Raw genomic sequence first — 16,328 nt, 5'->3', positions numbered from 1 at the left:
AGCTCGGTCGCCGCATCCATGCGGCTCACGCCCCCGCAACCGGACCCACCCCGCCCTAGACAGTTTCCCGCTGCTGTTGGTGGGTGCTGACCGTTGGTCGGCACGCTGTTCTTGGTGGGTGTCGACCTTGGTCGACACGCTTTGGTCGGCTCGGGATCTGACCCCATTGGAGGCGCCATTTAACCGGCGTCGGTTTTCTGGCCTACGGCTGCAGGGTCCAGTGGCCGGAATTCTGGCGCTGGCGCGGTGCGATGGGGCCGTCGTGCTGGGGGTAGATGAAGCGACCCTGATGGTTGCTCTGGCAGGTCAGCAGCAGGGTGTAGTGGGCGGGACCGGCCGGGTAGGCCTCGGTCATCTGGATTTCCGCGATATGCGGGGCCAGGCGCTGATAGCGGTAGCTACCTCCGATGCGGAGGTCGGTGCCGAGGATGTCCAGCACGTACTGGCTGCCAGCAAAGCTGAGCTGCACCATGCGCCCGGCGTTGGAGTTGTCGGGCGCGTACAACGGGTCGCTGAGGTTGGTGAACTGGCGTTGGTCCAGAGTGGTCGGCAGGGAGCAGTTGGCGGCAGTGGCCAGGACCGGGAAGAGCAGGGCGGCGAGCAGGATCAGGTGATGCATGGTGGGACCTCCTTGGGTTGTCCCTGCCATGCTCCGCACTGCGGCCGCGTTGTCTCTAGGAAAACGTGCAAATGAAACGGGGTCAGCTGACCACGGTGGCCTCATCTTCGTTCCGGAATTGCGCTCCCGGCTAACCGTCGACACTGGCGTTTGAGGTGCGCTCCTTCACTTCCTGGAGCCACGCTTCGAAAAAGTCACTCGGTAGGAGATCCTCGGTATTGGTGAAATGAAGGTCATAGCTGAACTTGAGGCTTAGCTTTCCAGCAACGGCGTCGAAGTGCGCCTTTAGCTGGGTAGGAGGCTCCCGATTGTGACCTTCATGAAGCTCAATCAAGCGGTCAAAGTCGTCCAGAAGAAGGTTCAGCAAGGCGAACCCGCGGTCATCTGATACATCAAATTGCTGTCCATTTCGGGCGGCGGGAGAGTCGTTCAACTCGTGAATCCTGTAGATGCCGCTACCTATTTCATAGAAGACGTCTGCAGAGGAAGTACCAGCTTCCGCTGCGCCGTACAGGTACACACCGTCCACGCGATTCTCTCCGTACTCCAGACAAACGCTGAGCATGGATTCCAGTATTTCCTGCATGGAGCCTTCAAAGGTCTCGCTCATGACATTCCTCGGTGGCAATCGCAACCCTTGAGGCTATTGCGTCCCGGAGTGAAGCGCATTGGGAATAGTTGCAAATCCCACAAACACCAACGCCCGGGCAAGCCCAGGCGTTGGTGCCCCCTTCATGCTGGTGACGCGGTTCAGCCGGCCAGTTCGGCCTGCTCGCGCTCGATGCCGTACTTGCGCAGCTTTTCCACCAGGGTGGTGCGGCGCAGGCCGAGCAGCTGGGCGGCGTGGGCGACAACGCCCTGGGTGCGTTCCAGTGCTTCGTTGATCAGGCCCAGTTCGATGTTGGCCATGTGGTTGCGCAGGTCCAGGCCGTCGTCGGGCAGGGCCGCCGGGGCCGCAGTGCGATTGACGGCAATGCCGTGCTCCAGTGCCGGTTGGCTGCCGCTGCCCGGGGTATGGAACGAGAAACTGCGCAGGTCCAGGCGTTCTTCGCTGGCGGCTGGCTGTGCCGGTGCCGGCGTGGCGACTGCGGCCAGTGCCGCATCGCCACGATAGCGGGCCGGCAGGTCCTGCACGCGCACCGAACCGCCCGGATGCAGCACCGCCAGGCGCTCGACCAGGTTGGTCAGTTCACGTACATTGCCCGGCCAGTCATAGCCGGCCAGTGCCTGCAGGGCTTCCGGGGTGAAGCGCACTTCGCCACGGCCGGTGCGCGCCAGCTGTGCGGCGATGGTTTCCACCAGCGCAGGCAGGTCTTCGCGGCGCTCGCGCAGGGCGGGCACGTCGATCGGGAACACGTTGAGGCGGTAGAACAGATCCTCGCGGAACTTGCCTTCGGCGATGCGGGTTTCCAGGTCGCGATGGGTCGCGGCCACGACGCGGACATTGCAGCGGATGGTCTGGTTGCCACCGACGCGCTCGAAGCTGCGTTCCTGCAGCACGCGCAGCAGCTTCACCTGCATCGGCAGGCTCATGTCGCCGATTTCGTCGAGCAGCAGGGTGCCGCCCTCGGCCATTTCGAAACGTCCCTTGCGCGCGGTCAGCGCGCCAGTGAAGGCGCCCTTCTCATGGCCGAACAGCTCGCTTTCCAGCAGGTCAGCCGGAATGGCGCCGCAGTTGATCGCCACGAACGGGCCATCACGGCGCGGCGAGCGCTGGTGGATCGCACGCGACACGACTTCCTTGCCGGTACCGGATTCGCCCAGCACCAGTACGGTGGTATCGAACGCGGCAACCTGCTCGATCATCGTGCGCAACGCAGTCACCGCCGGGCCGTTGCCGGTCGGGCCTTGATCCTGCGCGGCGCCGGCCTGGTGCTCGGCGTCCAGGCGCTTGAGGCTGGCGCGGCGCAGCAGGGCTTCCATCTGCGCATGGCGCAGCGGCGTTTCCAGCGGCCAGATGTTGGCTTCGTGCAGCCCGTGCTGCTGGGCAAACGCAGTGGCATCACCATCGGCCAGCAGCACCGGTGGCGGCAGGCTGCTGCCGCCCAGCCAGTGGTACAGCGCGGTGCTGGCGGCGGTGTCGTCCAGGCTGCCGACGATCACCGCCATCCAGTCGTTCTGGCGCTGGCGGCCCAGGTCGAAGTCGGCCGCGTCGGAAACCCAGCGCGGGTTGAAGTCCATGAATTCCAGCAGGGCAACGGTGCGCTCTGCGCGCACGGCGTCGTTGTCCAGCACCAGGATGCGCGATTCGCTCACGATCGATCCTCCCTGAGGCCTTCCAGGATCGGCATGACTTCCTGGATGTAGGACAGCTTGCTGACAAAATTGTCGGCGCCGGCGCGCAGCGCGTGTTCGCGGTGCTCGGCGTCGTCGAAGTGGCTGGCGATCACGATGTACGGTGCATCGTCCTGCGACTTGATCAGGCGGGTGGCCTGCAGGCCACCCATTTCCGGCATGGCCAGGTCCATCAGCACCACCTGCGGGCGCAGCGTCTCCGAGCGCTCGATCGCTTCCAGGCCGTTGCCGGCGCTGCCGACGATCTGCAGCCAGTCGATCTTGCGGAAATGGCGCATCGCCGCATTGATGAAGCCCTCGTGGTCATCGACCAACAGGACCGTGAGCTTGTTCATGTCCAACATCCTTTTCAGCCCACCCGGGCCAGCTGCGGTTGCCTGGCGCCAAGCCGGCGCCGTTCACGGGCCGGGGCGATGTCCAGTTGTTCTCGGTATTTTGCGACGGTTCGGCGGGCGATGTTCACCCCCTGTCGCGACAGCAGGCCGGCGATGGCCTCGTCGGCCAGCGGGCGGCCGGCCGGTTCGGCGTCGATCAGGCGGCGGACCATGGCCTTCACGGCCTGGCCGGAGACGCTGGCACCTTCCAGGCGCACGGCGAAGAAGTGCTTCAGTTCGAAGGTGCCACGGGGGGTCTGCAGGAACTTGCCGGTGGTGATGCGCGAGACGGTGGACTCGTGCATGCCGATTTCCTCGGCCACTTCCTTCAGGGTCAGCGGCGCCATGGCCTCCTCGCCTCGCACCAGGAACGCGGCCTGGCGCTCGACGATCACCCGCGCGGTGCGCAGAAGGGTGTCGTAGCGCATCGACAGGCCGCGGCTGAACCAGCGCGCTTCCTGCAGCATTTCGCGCAGTGCCGGTGCGGCCTCGCTGGTCTCGGCCAGGGCCTGTTCGTACTGGCTGTTGATCGAGACGCGGCGGCTGGTGGCCGGGTTCAGAGCGACCTTCCACTGATCGTCGGCGTGCCAGGCGACCACGTCCGGCACCACCACGGCATTGCGTTCGGGCAGCAGGCTGTCACCCGGGCGCGGCTGCAGCGAGAGAATCAGGCGCACGGCTTCGCGCACGTCGTCGATCTCGGCGTCGTGCAGGCGGGCGAGGGCGGGGTAGTCGTGCGCGGCCAGCGCTTCGAGTGCGCCATCGAGAATGCGGGTGGCCAGGTGGCGGGCGGGGACTACGCCGTGGAGGCTGCGCAGCTGCGCCTGCAGGCCTTCGCGCAGGTCCTGCGCGGCCATGCCGGCGGGCTCGCCGTGCAGCAGTTGCTGGCGGATGGCTTCGACGCCGTCGGCGGCGATATCGAACTGGGCGCTGGCCAGCAGCTGCAGCTGGTCCAGCGGTGCCTGCAGGTAGCCGGCCTCGTCGCAGTGATCGAGCCAGAATGCTGCGACGGCCAGCTGGCGGTCGTCCATGTCCAGCGACAGGCGCTGCAGCACCCGCAGCTGCGGGTCGGTCGATTCGCCGGCGGCGATGCGCGCCATGCGGTCGTCGTCGCCGTCCTGCCAGCTGGCGCCGGCCACGTCCCACATCGACGACTCGGGCAGTTCGTCGAAGGCGGCGGTGTCCATCGTGGTGGCACTGGCCTCGGTGGCATCGGCGGCGGGTGCTTCGGCCTCTTCGATCTCCAGCAGCGGGTTGGAGTCCAGCAGGCGCTGGATTTCCTGCTCCAGGTGCAGGCCATCGAGCTGCAGCAGCCGGATCGACTGCAGCAACTGCGGGGTGAGGTGAAGTTGTTGGCCCAGCTGGGTCGAGAGTGCAGCCTTCATCGTGGTTCCCCGGCACCGCTCCCCGGCGCCTTGTGGAACACATCTTGCTTTTGATCCGGCGGGGGCGGAATCAGGGGGTTCCTGAGGGGCTTGGTGAATATCCTGACAGGGTGTAGGGGTATTCCCTACATCGACGCGGATTGTTGACGATGATCGCTGCTAAGTTGCTGATTTCCAGTGCAGGGCCCGGATTGATCGGGCTGCGCCGTGTACGGATTCCTGTCGGGGAGTGTCGGGATGACGGGAATTCGACGCTGGGTGCGGGTTGGCTGCGTCGGCTGTCGATAGAGACGATCACCGGTAGAGTCGACTGTCAGTCGACTGCTCTCCGATCAGACCAAGGAAAAGTCCCGCGCTCCGCGCGCAAGTCGACTGACAGTCGACTCTACCAACAGCCCACTCTACCCAGCCATCGCTTCGTCACGCCGAGGCTGGCGCTTACTCCAGCTCGTGCTGGTGGCGCGCGGCCAGCAGCAGCAGATCGTTGGCGCGGCGGCAGCCGAGCGATTCCATCATGCGTGCGCGGTGGGTCTCCACCGTCTTGACGCTGATGCCGAGGTCGGCGGCGATTTCCTTGTTGCTCTCACCCTTGCCGATGCGGCGCAGGATCTCGCGCTGGCGCGGCGACAGCGCGGCGATGCCGGTGGGCTTCTCGCGGCCCAGCATCGGTGCCAGCATCTTGGCGGAGATCTGCGGGCTCAGGAACACCTGGCCGGCGTGCGCGGCGCGCAGCGCCAGTTCCAGCTCCTGCGGTGCTGCATCCTTGACCACGAACCCGACCGCGCCCCGATCCAGCGCATCGCGCACGTGAGCGGCATCGTCGTGCATGGTCATCATCACCACCCGGGTACCGGGCGCGCGCAGGCGGATGTCGCTGAGTGCTTCCAGGCCGGTGCGGCCCGGCAGCGAGAGGTCCATCAGCACCACATCCGGTGCGTGCTGCAGGGCCAGCTGCAGTGCCTGTTCGGCGTTGCTGGCCTCGGCAACAAGCTGCACGTCGGCAAACCCCTGCAGCAGCCGCGCCAGGCCGGCGCGGACGAGGGTGTGATCGTCGACGATGAGAACTCGCACAGGCACGCAACAGATCCGTGTAGGGGAGTCCACCTTAACTTAGCTGAACGGGCGCGCCAAGGCTTGCCCGCAAAGCGTGATGGTGGCAGGTTTCAGCGGGCGCGGCGCGCCTCGGCCACCTGGCGGCGGTGCAGGCGGAACAAGTGCCGCTCCATTGCCATCTCAAGGCCATCGCCAAGACGCTTGAAACGCAGCCACAGGTAGTGACCGCCGCCACCGTCCGCCGCTTCGGCGATCACTTCCACCGGCAGGTCGATGTGGTCGGGCAGCCAATCGCTGGGCTGCAGGCGCACCACGCCGGCCTGGCCGGGGCTGGCGCCACTGCGTGGGCCCAGCTGCAGGCGGATGCCGCGGCGCGACCAGCGCACGGGGCGCAGGGTCAGTTCCTGGCCCTGCTGGCGTACCAGACGGCCGAGCAGCACCATCGCCAGATCCAGCTTGGCCTCCAGCCGCTGCAACTGCAGGCTGGCTTCATTGCGGTCGTCATGTTCGTCAACGCGGCTGTCTTCAACCAGCGCCAGGCTGCGCAGCAGGCCTTCAGCGCTGCTGGTGCGACCAGCCGCGCTGCCTGCCTGGAACTCGGCCGGCAGGGCCAGCTCGCAGCTGAGCGTCTCGTCGAACAGCTCGCTTTCGGCCGGATGATGCAGCGACGTGGTCGGCAGTTGGGTCATGCCAGCGATTCTGCCTGCAGGTAGGCATGTGCCGCGCGAAGGGAGCGCTGGCCGTCGTTCATCAGTGCGGCTGCTGCATCACGGCGCTGGCGCAGCAGGCCGAGCAGATTCTGCTGGCGTTCGAACAGCGCGGTCAGCGGCGCGTGGTCGGCGGCGGTCAGCGGCTGGCTGAGCAGTGCATGCAGGGTGCTGTCGTGACCGTCGAGCAGGCTGTCGGCCTGCTCGAGGGACTCGTCGCCCAGGGCCTTCTCGAAGGCGTCCAGCTGGGCGTGCAGTTCGTGCAGGCTCATGGTGCCACCGCGGCCGGGCGGCGCTGTTCCTGCGGGATCGCATTCCAGGCGCTGTCGATCTCGCCCAGCAGCTGAAGCGATTCATCCAGCGCGGCACGATCGTTGTGCAGGTTGGCCTCGGTCAGGCGCTGCAGCACGTAGTCGTACAGCGCCGACAGATTCCCGGCGATCTCGCCGCCGGCTTCATGATCCAGCGAGCCGTTGAGGTGGCCGACAATCGCACAGACCTCGCCGATCGCCTTGCCCTTGCCGGCCTGGTCGCCGCGCTCAAGGCTGGCCAGCGCGCGCCGTACGCGCTCCAGCGCGCCGGCCAGCAGCATCGCCACCAGCTTGTGCGGATCGGCATCGGCGACCGCACTGGTCACTCCCACCTGGCGGTACTGCTCGGCATATTGACGGCTGGAACCGTACATTCGTGATTCTCCTTGCGCGGGGTGCCGCCGGCTGATCGTGGGATCGGTACCGGCGGCGCGGCGATGATTGCTGTTGCGTCCGTTATCGGTGCGTTGCGCGCCAAACTTGAGCGTTGCACGCAGTCCTTTAGCGGTTCAGCTGTGCCAGCTGCTGCTGCAGTGCGGAGTTGCTCTGCTGCAGTTTGCCCATCAGGCTGTCGAGCGCCAGGAACTGCTTCTTGTAGCGTTCCTCGACGTTCTTCATGCGCGTGTCGAGGTCCTTGCGGCGCTTGTCGATGTTGTCCAGCGTGGTGTTCAGGCCCTTGGTGCGGGCGACGAAGGCGCCTTCCTTGCCGACGGTGGTGCTGACGTAGCCGTCAACCATGGTGTACAGCGTGCCAGCACCGCCGGTGTCACCAGTGATGGCAGAGCGGATCTTTTCAGGCTGGCTGGCCAGTGCTGCGGCAAACTTGGTGGTGTCGAGCACCAGGCTGCCGTCGGCGTTGGGATAGCCACGGGTCTGCAGGCCCAGCACCTTCGGGTCCAGGCCGTCGGCGGAGAGCTCCTTCAGTACGCTCGACATCATCGAACGCAACTGGCTGGAGGCGCCGCGCATCTGCGCGTCGCCGGTCAGGGTGGCGGCTTCCTTGGTCTTGGCGTCGTACTTGGTTTCAGTGTTGATCGCCGCGATCGCCGCGTTATAGGCGGTCACGAACTCCTGCATGACCTTGGTCGCGGCGGCCGTGTCGGTGCTGATCACCACGGTGCTCTTGCCGGGAATTTTCAGGTTCAGGGTCAGGCCAGGTACCGCATCGGTCACCGTGTTGCTGGCACTGACCACGTTCACGCCATCGATGGTCAGTTCGGCATCCGCTGCAGCGGTGTTCTGCTTCAGACTGCCGACCAGTGCACCCAGCTTCGGGTCGCTGCCGGCATACTCCAGCTTGATCGCATTGGCGGCACCGGTCTTTTCCTGGGCGATCGACAGATACTGGTTGTCGCCCGAGCTGATCAGCGTGGCCTGCACGCCTTCCTTGCGCCCGGCGGCATCGATCTTGTTGCGGATGGTGGTCAGGGTGTCGCCGTCCTCCACCGCCACGTTCATGGTCTTTGCCTTGTCGCCCACGCCAACGGTCAGCGTCAAGGTTCCGGCGCCGAAGGTGTCGGTCTTGGGTACCGAGGTGTCGGCAATCAGCTTGTGTGCCGTGGCGAGGGATTTCACCTCCACTTGATGCGTGCCGTTGGAGGCCGCTGCCTTGGTCGTGCCCACGTCGTACAGCGCCACCGATGCCGTCAGCACATCATCTGCATTGTTCGGACCGGCCTTGCCCGTGGCGGTGACGGTGCGGGTGTCGAAGGCCGTCGTGGCCTTGAGCGCAGTCAGAGCGGTCTTCAGCTTATCGAAGGCCGCCGTGACGGTGCCGATCGACGACAGCTGCATCTTGGCCTTGGACTGCTGCAGGTTCAGCGCATTGTCGGCGGGCTTGCGGTCGGCTGCGACCAGCTGGTTGACGATGTCCGAGATATTGAGTCCCGAGCCAATGCCACCGTATCCAAAGTCTGCCACGTCGTTTCTCCTGGTATCCGGGCCTGGCCGCCGTGCGGTGGCCCGTCGTCAACGAAAATAGCGGCCTGCGCCGCTGGGTCTTGAGGACTTCGTTGATGCATGTGCCGTGCCAATGCTCCGGCGCGGGTTCTGGCACGCGGGTTGCAGGAGGGTTGGGGCAGGGTGCGGGTAGGTTCACCGCGGGCTGCCGGGAGTCTGCAAAAAGCCCTCCCCCAATGCAGGGGAGGGATCAGGCTACTGACAATCGGGGGGAGACGAAGCCGCCCGGTACGTACAGTCAAAGGTACAGCGCTGAAAGAGAGGTCCGCAGGAGCGGGCGATGCCAAGCCGGTTCGGGAGTGATCCCGGGCCGGGCATGGCCCGCGCCTTCGTGCATCGTGGCTTCCCGGTTGCCGCTGCCGTCGGTTCGACCCGACGGCAGCAGCGCCTTCTTGCCGTGTATCAGCGCAGCAGGCTGAGCACGCCCTGCGGCACCTGGTTGGCCTGGGCCAGCATGGCCGTACCGGCCTGCTGCAGGATCTGGGTGCGGGTCAGTTCGGCGGTTTCCTTGGCGAAGTCGGTGTCCTTGATGCGGCTGCGCGACGAGGACAGGTTTTCCGACGAGGTCTGCAGGTTGGCCACCACCGAGGTGAAGCGGTTCTGGATCGCACCGAGGTCGGCGCGGGTGCTGTTGATCGCACCCAGGGCCTTGTCGACCACTTCCAGGGCCTGCTGCGCGCCGAGCACGGTGCTCACGTCCAGCTTCTGCACGTTGGCCGAAGTGTCAGCACCGGCGGTGTAGGCACCGGCGGCGGCCGCAGTGCCCCAGGTCTTGGCAGTGGCGTCGTAGTCGCTGCGCATCAGGGCGATGTCGGCAGTGGCAACGGCCTTGCCTTCCTTCACCGAGCTCAGCTTCAGGGTGCCGTCGGCGTTGGCTTCGGCGTAGATGCCGGCCTCGCCGATCTTGGCGTTGATGGCGGTTGCAACGGCCTTGGATGCGTCAGCCGTGGTGGCGCCGGCCTTCACTTCGACGGTGCCGATATCCACGCCCATCACCGTGCCCGAGAAGCGCGCACCGTCGGTGCTGGCAGTCAGGGCCGCGGTTGCACCGGTCGCGAAGGTCGAGGTGCCCAGCGAGCCCGCCTTGGCGTCGATGGTCTTGTCGATGGCGATCGACTGGCCGGCGTTGGCGCCGACCTGGAACAGCTGGCTGGAGAACGAACCGTCCAGCAGCTTGGTGCCGTTGAAGTCCGACTGCTTGGCGACGCGGTCGATTTCCGAGACCAGCTGGGTCACTTCGGCCTGCAGCGCCTTGCGGTCACTGGCCGAGTTGGTGGCGTTGGAGGCCTGCACCGACAGCTCGCGGACGCGCTGCAGGTTGTTGCCGATTTCGGTCAGCGAACCTTCGGCGACCTGGGCCAGCGAGATGCCGTCGTTGGCGTTGCGGATGGCGACGTCGGTACCGCGGATCTGGGTGCCGAAGCGCTCGGAGATCGCCAGGCCGGCGGCGTCGTCCTTGGCGCTGTTGATGCGCGAACCGGAGGACAGGCGCTGGATGGTGGTGGCCAGCGAGCTGCCGCTGGTGCTCAGGTTACGCTGAGCATTCAGCGACATCGTGTTGGTGTTGATGACTTGTGCCATGGGGAGAGGTCCTTGAGCGGTTGCACGTGAGTTGGGTTAGACGCCCCCGACGTGCCCCGGGGGCGGCTCATGTCAGCGCTGCAACAGGCTGAGCACGCCCTGCGGCACCTGGTTGGCCTGGGCCAGCATGGCCGTACCGGCCTGCTGCAGGATCTGGGTGCGGGTCAGCTCGGCGGTTTCCTTGGCGAAGTCGGTGTCCTTGATGCGGCTGCGCGACGAGGACAGGTTTTCCGACGAGGTCTGCAGGTTGGCCACCACCGAGGTGAAGCGGTTCTGGATCGCGCCGAGGTCGGCGCGGGTGCTGTTGATCGCACCCAGGGCCTTGTCGACGATTTCCATTGCCTGCTGGGCGCCCTTCACGGTGCTCACGTCCAGGTTGCTGGCGTACTTGGCGGCCGGCGCCGCAGCATCGGCAGTGGCCGTGAAGGTCGCCTGCGTGTTGCCTGCCCAGGTGCCGGGGGTCGCGGTGATCGCCTTGAACGAGCCATCAGCGTTGGCGCTGTCCTTGACCGAGGTCAGGGTGACGCCGGCGGTGCCGTTCACTTCGGCGTAGACACCGGTCTCGCCGATCTTTGCGTTGATCGCGGTCACCAGCGCTTCACGCGAGGCCTTGCCGGTGGCAGCGGCGTCGGCGCCCTGCTTGACCGAGACGTCAGCGATGGCCACGCCATTGATGGACAGGCCGGTGGTGCTGAAGTCAGCGTTGGTGCCCGGATCGGCCAGGGCCAGCGCGTTGGTATCGAAGCGGGCACCACCCAGGGCGTTGGCCTTGGCGTCGATGGTCTTGTCGATGGCGATGGCCTGGCCGGCGTTGGCGCCCACCTGGAACAGCTGGCTGGAGAACGAACCGTCCAGCAGCTTGGTGCCGTTGAAGTCCGACTGCTTGGCCACGCGGTCGATTTCCGAGACCAGCTGGGTCACTTCGGCCTGCAGGGCCTTGCGGTCGCTGGCCGAGTTGGTGGCGTTGGAGGCCTGCACCGACAGTTCGCGGACGCGCTGCAGGTTGTTGCCGATCTCGGTCAGCGAGCCTTCGGCGACCTGGGCCAGCGAGATACCGTCGTTGGCGTTGCGGATGGCGACGTCGGTACCGCGGATCTGCGTGCCGAAGCGCTCGGAGATCGCCAGGCCGGCTGCGTCGTCCTTGGCGCTGTTGATGCGCGAACCGGAGGACAGGCGCTGGATGGTGGTGGCCAGCGAGCTGCCGCTGGTGCTCAGGTTACGCTGAGCATTCAACGACATCGTATTGGTGTTGATGACTTGTGCCATGAGGAGAGGTCCTTGAGCGGTTGCACGTGAGTTGGGTTAGACGCCCCCGACGTGCCCCGGGGGCGGCTCATGTCAGCGCTGCAACAGGCTGAGCACGTTCTGCGGTACCTGGTTGGCCTGGGCCAGCATGGCCGTACCGGCCTGCTGCAGGATCTGGGTGCGGGTCAGCTCGGCGGTTTCCTTGGCGAAGTCGGTATCGCGGATGCGGCTGCGCGATGCCGACAGGTTCTCCGAGGAGGTCTGCAGGTTGGCCACCACCGAGGTGAAGCGGTTCTGGATCGCGCCGAGGTCGGCGCGGACGCTGTTGACCGACTCCAGCGCCTTGTCGACGATCGACATCGCCTTCTGCGCGCCCTCGGCGGTGGTGACGTTCAGGTCCTTGACGAAGCTGACCGCTGCACCAGTCAGGGTGCCGCCGTTGGTGCTGGTCTCGGTCAGGCCCAGGCCGGCGAGGGTGGCGGCGGTGACGCCGGTCGGCGGCGTTGCGGCGCTGACGCCCAGAGCAAAGGTCTGGCCATCCTTGACCGATGCCAGGCTGATGACACCGGCGTTGACCGAAGCAACCACGCCGGTTTCGCCCAGCTTGTTGTTGATCGCCGCAGCGGTGGCCGAGGTGATCGATTCGCCGGCCTTCACGGTGAAGTCACTGATGGTGACCGTGGTGGCGGTGCCACCCGGCGGAGTGACCGAGACCTGCAGGCCCGAGTAGGTGGTGTCGGCGGTGGCCTTGTCGGCAGCTGCCAGGCTGGTGCCGGTGTAGCCGTTGGCGAAGGTGGCCGCGCCCAGTGAATCGGCCTTGGCGTTGACCACGCTGTTGATGGCGATGGCCTGGCCGGCGTTGGCGCCGACCTGGAACAGCTGGCTGGTGAAGCTGCCATCCAGCAGCTTGGTGCCGTTGAAGTCGGCCTGCTTGGCCACGCGGTCGATTTCCGAGACCAGCTGGGTCACTTCGGCCTGCAGGGCCTTGCGGTCGCTGGCCGAGTTGGTGGCGTTGGAGGCCTGCACGCCCAGTTCGCGGATGCGCTGCAGGTTGTTGCCGACTTCGTTCAGCGAACCCTCGGCGACCTGGGCCAGCGAGATGCCGTCGTTGGCGTTGCGGATGGCCACGTCCAGACCACGGATCTGGGTGGTGAAGCGCTCGCTGATGGCCAGGCCGGCCGCGTCGTCCTTCGCGCTGTTGATGCGCAGGCCGGACGAGAGGCGCTGGATGGTCGTAGCGAGCGAGCTGCCGCTGGTGCTCAGGTTGCGCTGAGCGTTGAGCGACATCGTATTGGTGTTGATTACCTGTGCCATGGGGTCGTCTCCTCTTATATGGAACCCGTTGGTGAATGAAACGAAGCGCCGCCTGTTTTTTTGTGTGGCTGTGTGCTTCGCTGTTGCCAAATGAATAACGGCGCTTTGTCAACAACCTTTAGCCGTGAATTCCGTTGAAGCCGTAATTCGTTGCCGGAGGCTGTTTTCCCGGGGTTTTCCAGCCCTGGAAGGGCGTGGAAGTGCCCCCGGAAGGGGCGGCTGGGCAAGCCCAGCCAGCGCTGATGAAGGTATCGGCGGGGGCCAGCCTGGCTTGATGGGCAATCACGGAAAATGCGCGCAGGGCGTGCTGGTGGGCCGGCGTGTTCCGCGGCAACGGACCGCAGAAACGAAAAAGGCCGCGATGCAGGGCATCGCGGCCTTCAAATGGTGACGCTGGGGAAGCGTCAGCGGATCTTGTTGAACAACGACATCGACTGCATCTGCGAGAAGATCGTCTGCGCCGCCTGCAGCGCAGTGCTCTGCAGCTGGTACTGGCTCAGTGCATCGGCGTAGTCCAGGTCGCGCATCTGCGACAGCGTGGTCTTCAGGGTCACGCCGTTGGCCTCTCGCATGTCGGCGGCATTGTCCAGCGCCTTCAGTTGCGCACCGCCGGCCGCACGCGAATCGATCATCCGCTCCGACGCACGGGCCACATCGCGCAGGGCGCTCTGCAGTTCGTTCTGCTGCGCGCTCATCTTGGCGGTGGTGCCGGTGTCGGCATCAAGCGCGGCAATCAGCTTGTCCATGGTGTCGAAGATGTCGCGGCTGGTTGCCGGCTTCACACTGAAGCTGTCACCGGCAGCGGGTGCGCCGGTGATCTGCAGGCGTACACCGTTGACTTCGACGTTGTCACCGGCCTTGAACGTGCCGGTGCCGGTCACGTTGCCAGCACCGTCCAGTACCTGGTACTGGTCGGCGGCGGTGAAGCGGATGCTGAAGGACTGGCCGTTCCAGCTGTCGCTGCCATCGCGGGTGATGTTGGTCAGCACGCCGTTGCCGGTATTGCCGGCGGCGGCAACACCATCGACGAAGCCGTCCCCAGTAGGAATGCGCATGAAGATCTCGCTGCCGGGCAGGGCATCGCGCACGTAGGTATCGGGGCCAACCTCGATCTGGCGCTGGGTCTGGTCACCGCGGTAGACCACCTTGCCATTGATCTTGGCGAACGGCGGGTCGCCGTCGTTGGTACCGCCGAATACATAGCGACCGGTGCCGTCCTCGGCGTTGGCCAGCGAAAGCAGGCCGTCACGGATCTGGTTCAGCTCGGTGATCAGCGTCTTCTTGTCGGCGGCGCTCAAAGCCGGGTTGCTGGCCTGGATGGTCAGGTCGTTGACCCGGCCCATCAGATCATTGACCTGGGCCAGGGTGTTTTCCTGCACGCCCAGCCGGTTCTGCACGTTGCCGGCATTGAGCTTCATCCGGTCCAGGGCCGCCAGGCTGCGGTCAAGGCCCACCGCAGCGCCGGCGCCGACCGGATCGTCCTTGGCGCTGACGATCTTGCTGCCGGTGGCGATCTGCTGCTCCAAGTGGCTGAGCTTGGCCTGCTTGGCCATCATCAGCGACACGGACTGATTGAACATCATGCTGGTGGAGATGCGGCTGCTCATCGGCGGACGGCTCCCAGGATGGTCTGGAACATGCTGTCGGCGGTGGAGATCAGCTGCGAGGCCGCCTGGTAGGCCTGCTGCAGGCGCAGCATGTCGGCGGCTTCCTCGTCCAGGTTGACGCCGGACACTTCATCGCGCGCTTCCTGCGCCTTGTCATTGATCACCAGCTGGGCGTCCAGCGAGTACTCGGCCGAACGTGCTGCGGCGCCGACCTGGGTGGTGAGGCCGCCCAGCGCGCCGTTCAGCGTCACGGTGCCAGCGTTGAACGCCTTGGCGCTCTCGACCTTGGCCAGCTTGGCGGCATTGCTGTTGTCCGAGGAGCCGGCCGGGGTCGGGGTGATGTTGAAGGTGTCGCCGACTTTCGGAGCGCCGTCCAGCACGAAGCTCCAACCGTTGGCACTGATGGTCTGGCCGGGGGTGTAGGTCTGCGGCGGGCCGCCATCGATGGTGTAGGTGGTGGCCGAGGTGAACACGATCGCGGCCGGATTGCGCAGGTTGGCGTTGGTCGAATCGCTGACGGTGACCCCGCTGAGCTTGCCGGTGCCGGTGTTGGAGGTTGCGGCCGCGCCCTTCACCGCAGCGGCAGCGGCGATGCGCGAGGGATCGGTGATCGCCACTTCCATGCTGCCGGCCACACCTGCGGTGGGCTGGAGCAGGAACCGATCGTTGGCGGCCGGGGTGCCGCCGACCACCATTTTGACGCCGTTGATCACCAGCGGGTCGGCAGCGGTGCCAGTGCCGGTCAGCGGAACACTGGCGCCGGTGTCGGCGCGGCTGGCCTTCCAGTTGGTGCCGTCGAACTGCAGCACCACGTTCTGTGCATCCAGCTTGCCGAGGTCGCCATAGGTGGCGCTCAGGCTCGCGGTGCCGGTGTTGGCGTTGTTGGCGGTGACGCGCGGGTTGCCGATGTTGAAGAAGTCGCCACCCAGCTGGCCATACATGTCCACGCCCTGGTGATGGGCCTGGTTGAACGTTTCGGCCAGGCCCACGGCGAGCTTGCCCAGTTCGGCCTGGGCCGGGGTCAGCACGGTGTCGCGGAACTCCAGCAGTCCACCGATCTGGCCACCGACCGCCTTTGCGTCAAGCCGGATCGTGTTGCCCTGGGTCTCCAGCGCCAGCTGCAGGCGCTCGGGCTGGTATGGGTCGGCCACGGTGGTGACCTTGGTCGCCGTGGTACCCACCACCAGCGCGTTGCCGCCGGCGGTGTAGACATTCATGATGCCGCCGTCCTGGATCACCGCCGTGCCACCGGTGTAGCCGATCAGCTGGGTGATCAGCTGGTCGCGACGATCAAGCAGGTCAGGCGCGGCCGTGGCGAGATTGGTGCCGATGGCGCCGTTGATCTGCGCGATCTCCTGCGCCAGGCGGTTGACCTCGGTGGCACCGGCCATCAGGCCGTTGTTGACCTCGCTGTTGAGGTTGTTCAGGTGCGTGTTGAGCTGCACGAAGCGGTTGGCCAGCGCCTTGCCGCCATCGAGCATGTTCTGGCGGTCGGCGGTGCCGGACGCATTGGAGGACAGGCCACTGACCGAGTCGAAGAAGTTCGACCACACACCGGCCACGTTGGTGGCGGCGTCGGAGAACAGCGCGTTGACCCGGTCGGCCATGCCGGAGAGCTGCTTCAGGCGCGCCAGCTCACCGCTGCTGTCGAGCAGGCGCGAGATGGCCAGCTGATCGGCGGTGCGGCGGATGTCAGTGATGCGGGTGCCGTTGCCGACCGTGCCGTAGCCGTAGTTCTGCGGATCAGCGGTGGCGAAGTTGACCTTCTGCCGGCTGTAGCCCGGCGTATTGAGGTTGGCCACGTTGTGGCTGGTGGTCGCCAACGCACGCTGGAAGGCGAGCAGGGCACCGGTACCGGTGGAAAGTACGCTGGACATG

15 protein-coding genes are annotated in these 16,328 nt (G+C 65.9%); all 15 read right to left on the bottom strand.

What is annotated here, in order from left to right; translation table 11 throughout:
- Positions 1-202 precede the first annotated feature (202 nt).
- The 15 genes from R1H25_RS04850 to flgK all read right to left on the bottom strand — a co-directional run bounded on the left by R1H25_RS04850 (position 203) and on the right by flgK (position 16,327).
- Positions 203-619 (bottom strand): hypothetical protein, encoded by a 417-nt coding sequence (locus R1H25_RS04850; protein ID WP_317222900.1) that lies wholly within the window; start codon positions 617-619, stop codon positions 203-205.
- Positions 620-749: 130 nt separating this feature from the next.
- Complete coding sequence (locus R1H25_RS04845) at positions 750-1,229, bottom strand: hypothetical protein (protein ID WP_317222899.1); 480 nt, start codon at positions 1,227-1,229, stop codon at positions 750-752.
- Positions 1,230-1,369: 140 nt separating this feature from the next.
- A complete protein-coding gene (locus R1H25_RS04840) occupies positions 1,370-2,875 on the bottom strand; it encodes a sigma-54 dependent transcriptional regulator (RefSeq protein ID WP_317222898.1) in 1,506 nt (501 codons plus the stop codon).
- Positions 2,872-3,249 (bottom strand): response regulator transcription factor, encoded by a 378-nt coding sequence (locus tag R1H25_RS04835; RefSeq protein ID WP_010485922.1) that lies wholly within the window; start codon positions 3,247-3,249, stop codon positions 2,872-2,874. The genes R1H25_RS04840 and R1H25_RS04835 overlap by 4 nt, the downstream gene beginning before the upstream one ends.
- A 14-nt stretch (positions 3,250-3,263) precedes the next feature.
- Complete coding sequence (rpoN, locus tag R1H25_RS04830; RefSeq protein ID WP_088479346.1) at positions 3,264-4,673, bottom strand: RNA polymerase factor sigma-54; 1,410 nt, start codon at positions 4,671-4,673, stop codon at positions 3,264-3,266.
- A 438-nt stretch (positions 4,674-5,111) separates the two neighbouring features.
- Positions 5,112-5,744, bottom strand: coding sequence for a response regulator transcription factor (locus tag R1H25_RS04825; RefSeq protein ID WP_005413261.1), 633 nt, complete (start codon positions 5,742-5,744; stop codon positions 5,112-5,114).
- 92 nt (positions 5,745-5,836) lie between these two features.
- Complete coding sequence (locus R1H25_RS04820) at positions 5,837-6,415, bottom strand: PilZ domain-containing protein (RefSeq protein WP_317222897.1); 579 nt, start codon at positions 6,413-6,415, stop codon at positions 5,837-5,839.
- Complete coding sequence (locus tag R1H25_RS04815; RefSeq protein ID WP_088479347.1) at positions 6,412-6,705, bottom strand: hypothetical protein; 294 nt, start codon at positions 6,703-6,705, stop codon at positions 6,412-6,414. Before R1H25_RS04815 ends, R1H25_RS04820 begins: the two co-directional genes overlap by 4 nt.
- Positions 6,702-7,118 (bottom strand): flagellar export chaperone FliS, encoded by a 417-nt coding sequence (gene fliS, locus R1H25_RS04810; RefSeq protein WP_005409561.1) that lies wholly within the window; start codon positions 7,116-7,118, stop codon positions 6,702-6,704. Before fliS ends, R1H25_RS04815 begins: the two co-directional genes overlap by 4 nt.
- Positions 7,119-7,245: 127 nt before the next feature.
- Positions 7,246-8,664, bottom strand: coding sequence for a flagellar filament capping protein FliD (gene fliD / locus R1H25_RS04805; RefSeq protein WP_317222896.1), 1,419 nt, complete (start codon positions 8,662-8,664; stop codon positions 7,246-7,248).
- A gap of 441 nt (positions 8,665-9,105) precedes the next feature.
- Positions 9,106-10,284: a flagellin gene (locus R1H25_RS04800; protein WP_057501107.1), complete on the bottom strand. Its 1,179-nt coding sequence runs from the start codon at positions 10,282-10,284 to the stop codon at positions 9,106-9,108.
- 72 nt (positions 10,285-10,356) lie between these two features.
- Entirely contained in the window at positions 10,357-11,550 is a 1,194-nt protein-coding gene (locus tag R1H25_RS04795; protein ID WP_308305461.1) for a flagellin, read from the bottom strand.
- 72 nt (positions 11,551-11,622) lie between these two features.
- The gene (locus tag R1H25_RS04790; protein WP_019659613.1) at positions 11,623-12,843 is read right to left on the bottom strand and encodes a flagellin; all 1,221 of its coding nucleotides are present in this window, start codon (positions 12,841-12,843) and stop codon (positions 11,623-11,625) included.
- Between the two features lie 404 nt (positions 12,844-13,247).
- Complete coding sequence (gene flgL / locus R1H25_RS04785; protein ID WP_317222895.1) at positions 13,248-14,450, bottom strand: flagellar hook-associated protein FlgL; 1,203 nt, start codon at positions 14,448-14,450, stop codon at positions 13,248-13,250.
- Positions 14,447-16,327, bottom strand: coding sequence for a flagellar hook-associated protein FlgK (gene flgK / locus R1H25_RS04780; RefSeq protein ID WP_049446334.1), 1,881 nt, complete (start codon positions 16,325-16,327; stop codon positions 14,447-14,449). Before flgK ends, flgL begins: the two co-directional genes overlap by 4 nt.
- Between the last annotated feature and the right edge of the window lies 1 nt (position 16,328).

Source organism: Stenotrophomonas veracruzanensis, from assembly GCF_032911525.1.
Classification (GTDB): Bacteria; Pseudomonadota; Gammaproteobacteria; order Xanthomonadales; family Xanthomonadaceae; genus Stenotrophomonas; species Stenotrophomonas africana.
This window is presented reverse-complemented; position numbering and strand designations above follow the sequence as displayed.

What these genes read in the sequence shown, in the direction of transcription:
- R1H25_RS04850 (WP_317222900.1), bottom strand. Translation starts at nt 619, where the DNA reads ATGCATCACCTGATCCTGCTCGCCGCCCTGCTCTTCCCGGTCCTGGCC.
- R1H25_RS04845 (WP_317222899.1), bottom strand. Translation starts at nt 1,229, where the DNA reads ATGAGCGAGACCTTTGAAGGCTCCATGCAGGAAATACTGGAATCCATG.
- R1H25_RS04835 (WP_010485922.1), bottom strand. Translation starts at nt 3,249, where the DNA reads ATGAACAAGCTCACGGTCCTGTTGGTCGATGACCACGAGGGCTTCATC.
- rpoN (WP_088479346.1), bottom strand. Translation starts at nt 4,673, where the DNA reads ATGAAGGCTGCACTCTCGACCCAGCTGGGCCAACAACTTCACCTCACC.
- R1H25_RS04820 (WP_317222897.1), bottom strand. Translation starts at nt 6,415, where the DNA reads ATGACCCAACTGCCGACCACGTCGCTGCATCATCCGGCCGAAAGCGAG.
- R1H25_RS04815 (WP_088479347.1), bottom strand. Translation starts at nt 6,705, where the DNA reads ATGAGCCTGCACGAACTGCACGCCCAGCTGGACGCCTTCGAGAAGGCC.
- fliS (WP_005409561.1), bottom strand. Translation starts at nt 7,118, where the DNA reads ATGTACGGTTCCAGCCGTCAATATGCCGAGCAGTACCGCCAGGTGGGA.
- R1H25_RS04800 (WP_057501107.1), bottom strand. Translation starts at nt 10,284, where the DNA reads ATGGCACAAGTCATCAACACCAACACGATGTCGCTGAATGCTCAGCGT.
- R1H25_RS04795 (WP_308305461.1), bottom strand. Translation starts at nt 11,550, where the DNA reads ATGGCACAAGTCATCAACACCAATACGATGTCGTTGAATGCTCAGCGT.
- R1H25_RS04790 (WP_019659613.1), bottom strand. Translation starts at nt 12,843, where the DNA reads ATGGCACAGGTAATCAACACCAATACGATGTCGCTCAACGCTCAGCGC.
- flgL (WP_317222895.1), bottom strand. Translation starts at nt 14,450, where the DNA reads ATGAGCAGCCGCATCTCCACCAGCATGATGTTCAATCAGTCCGTGTCG.
- flgK (WP_049446334.1), bottom strand. Translation starts at nt 16,327, where the DNA reads ATGTCCAGCGTACTTTCCACCGGTACCGGTGCCCTGCTCGCCTTCCAG.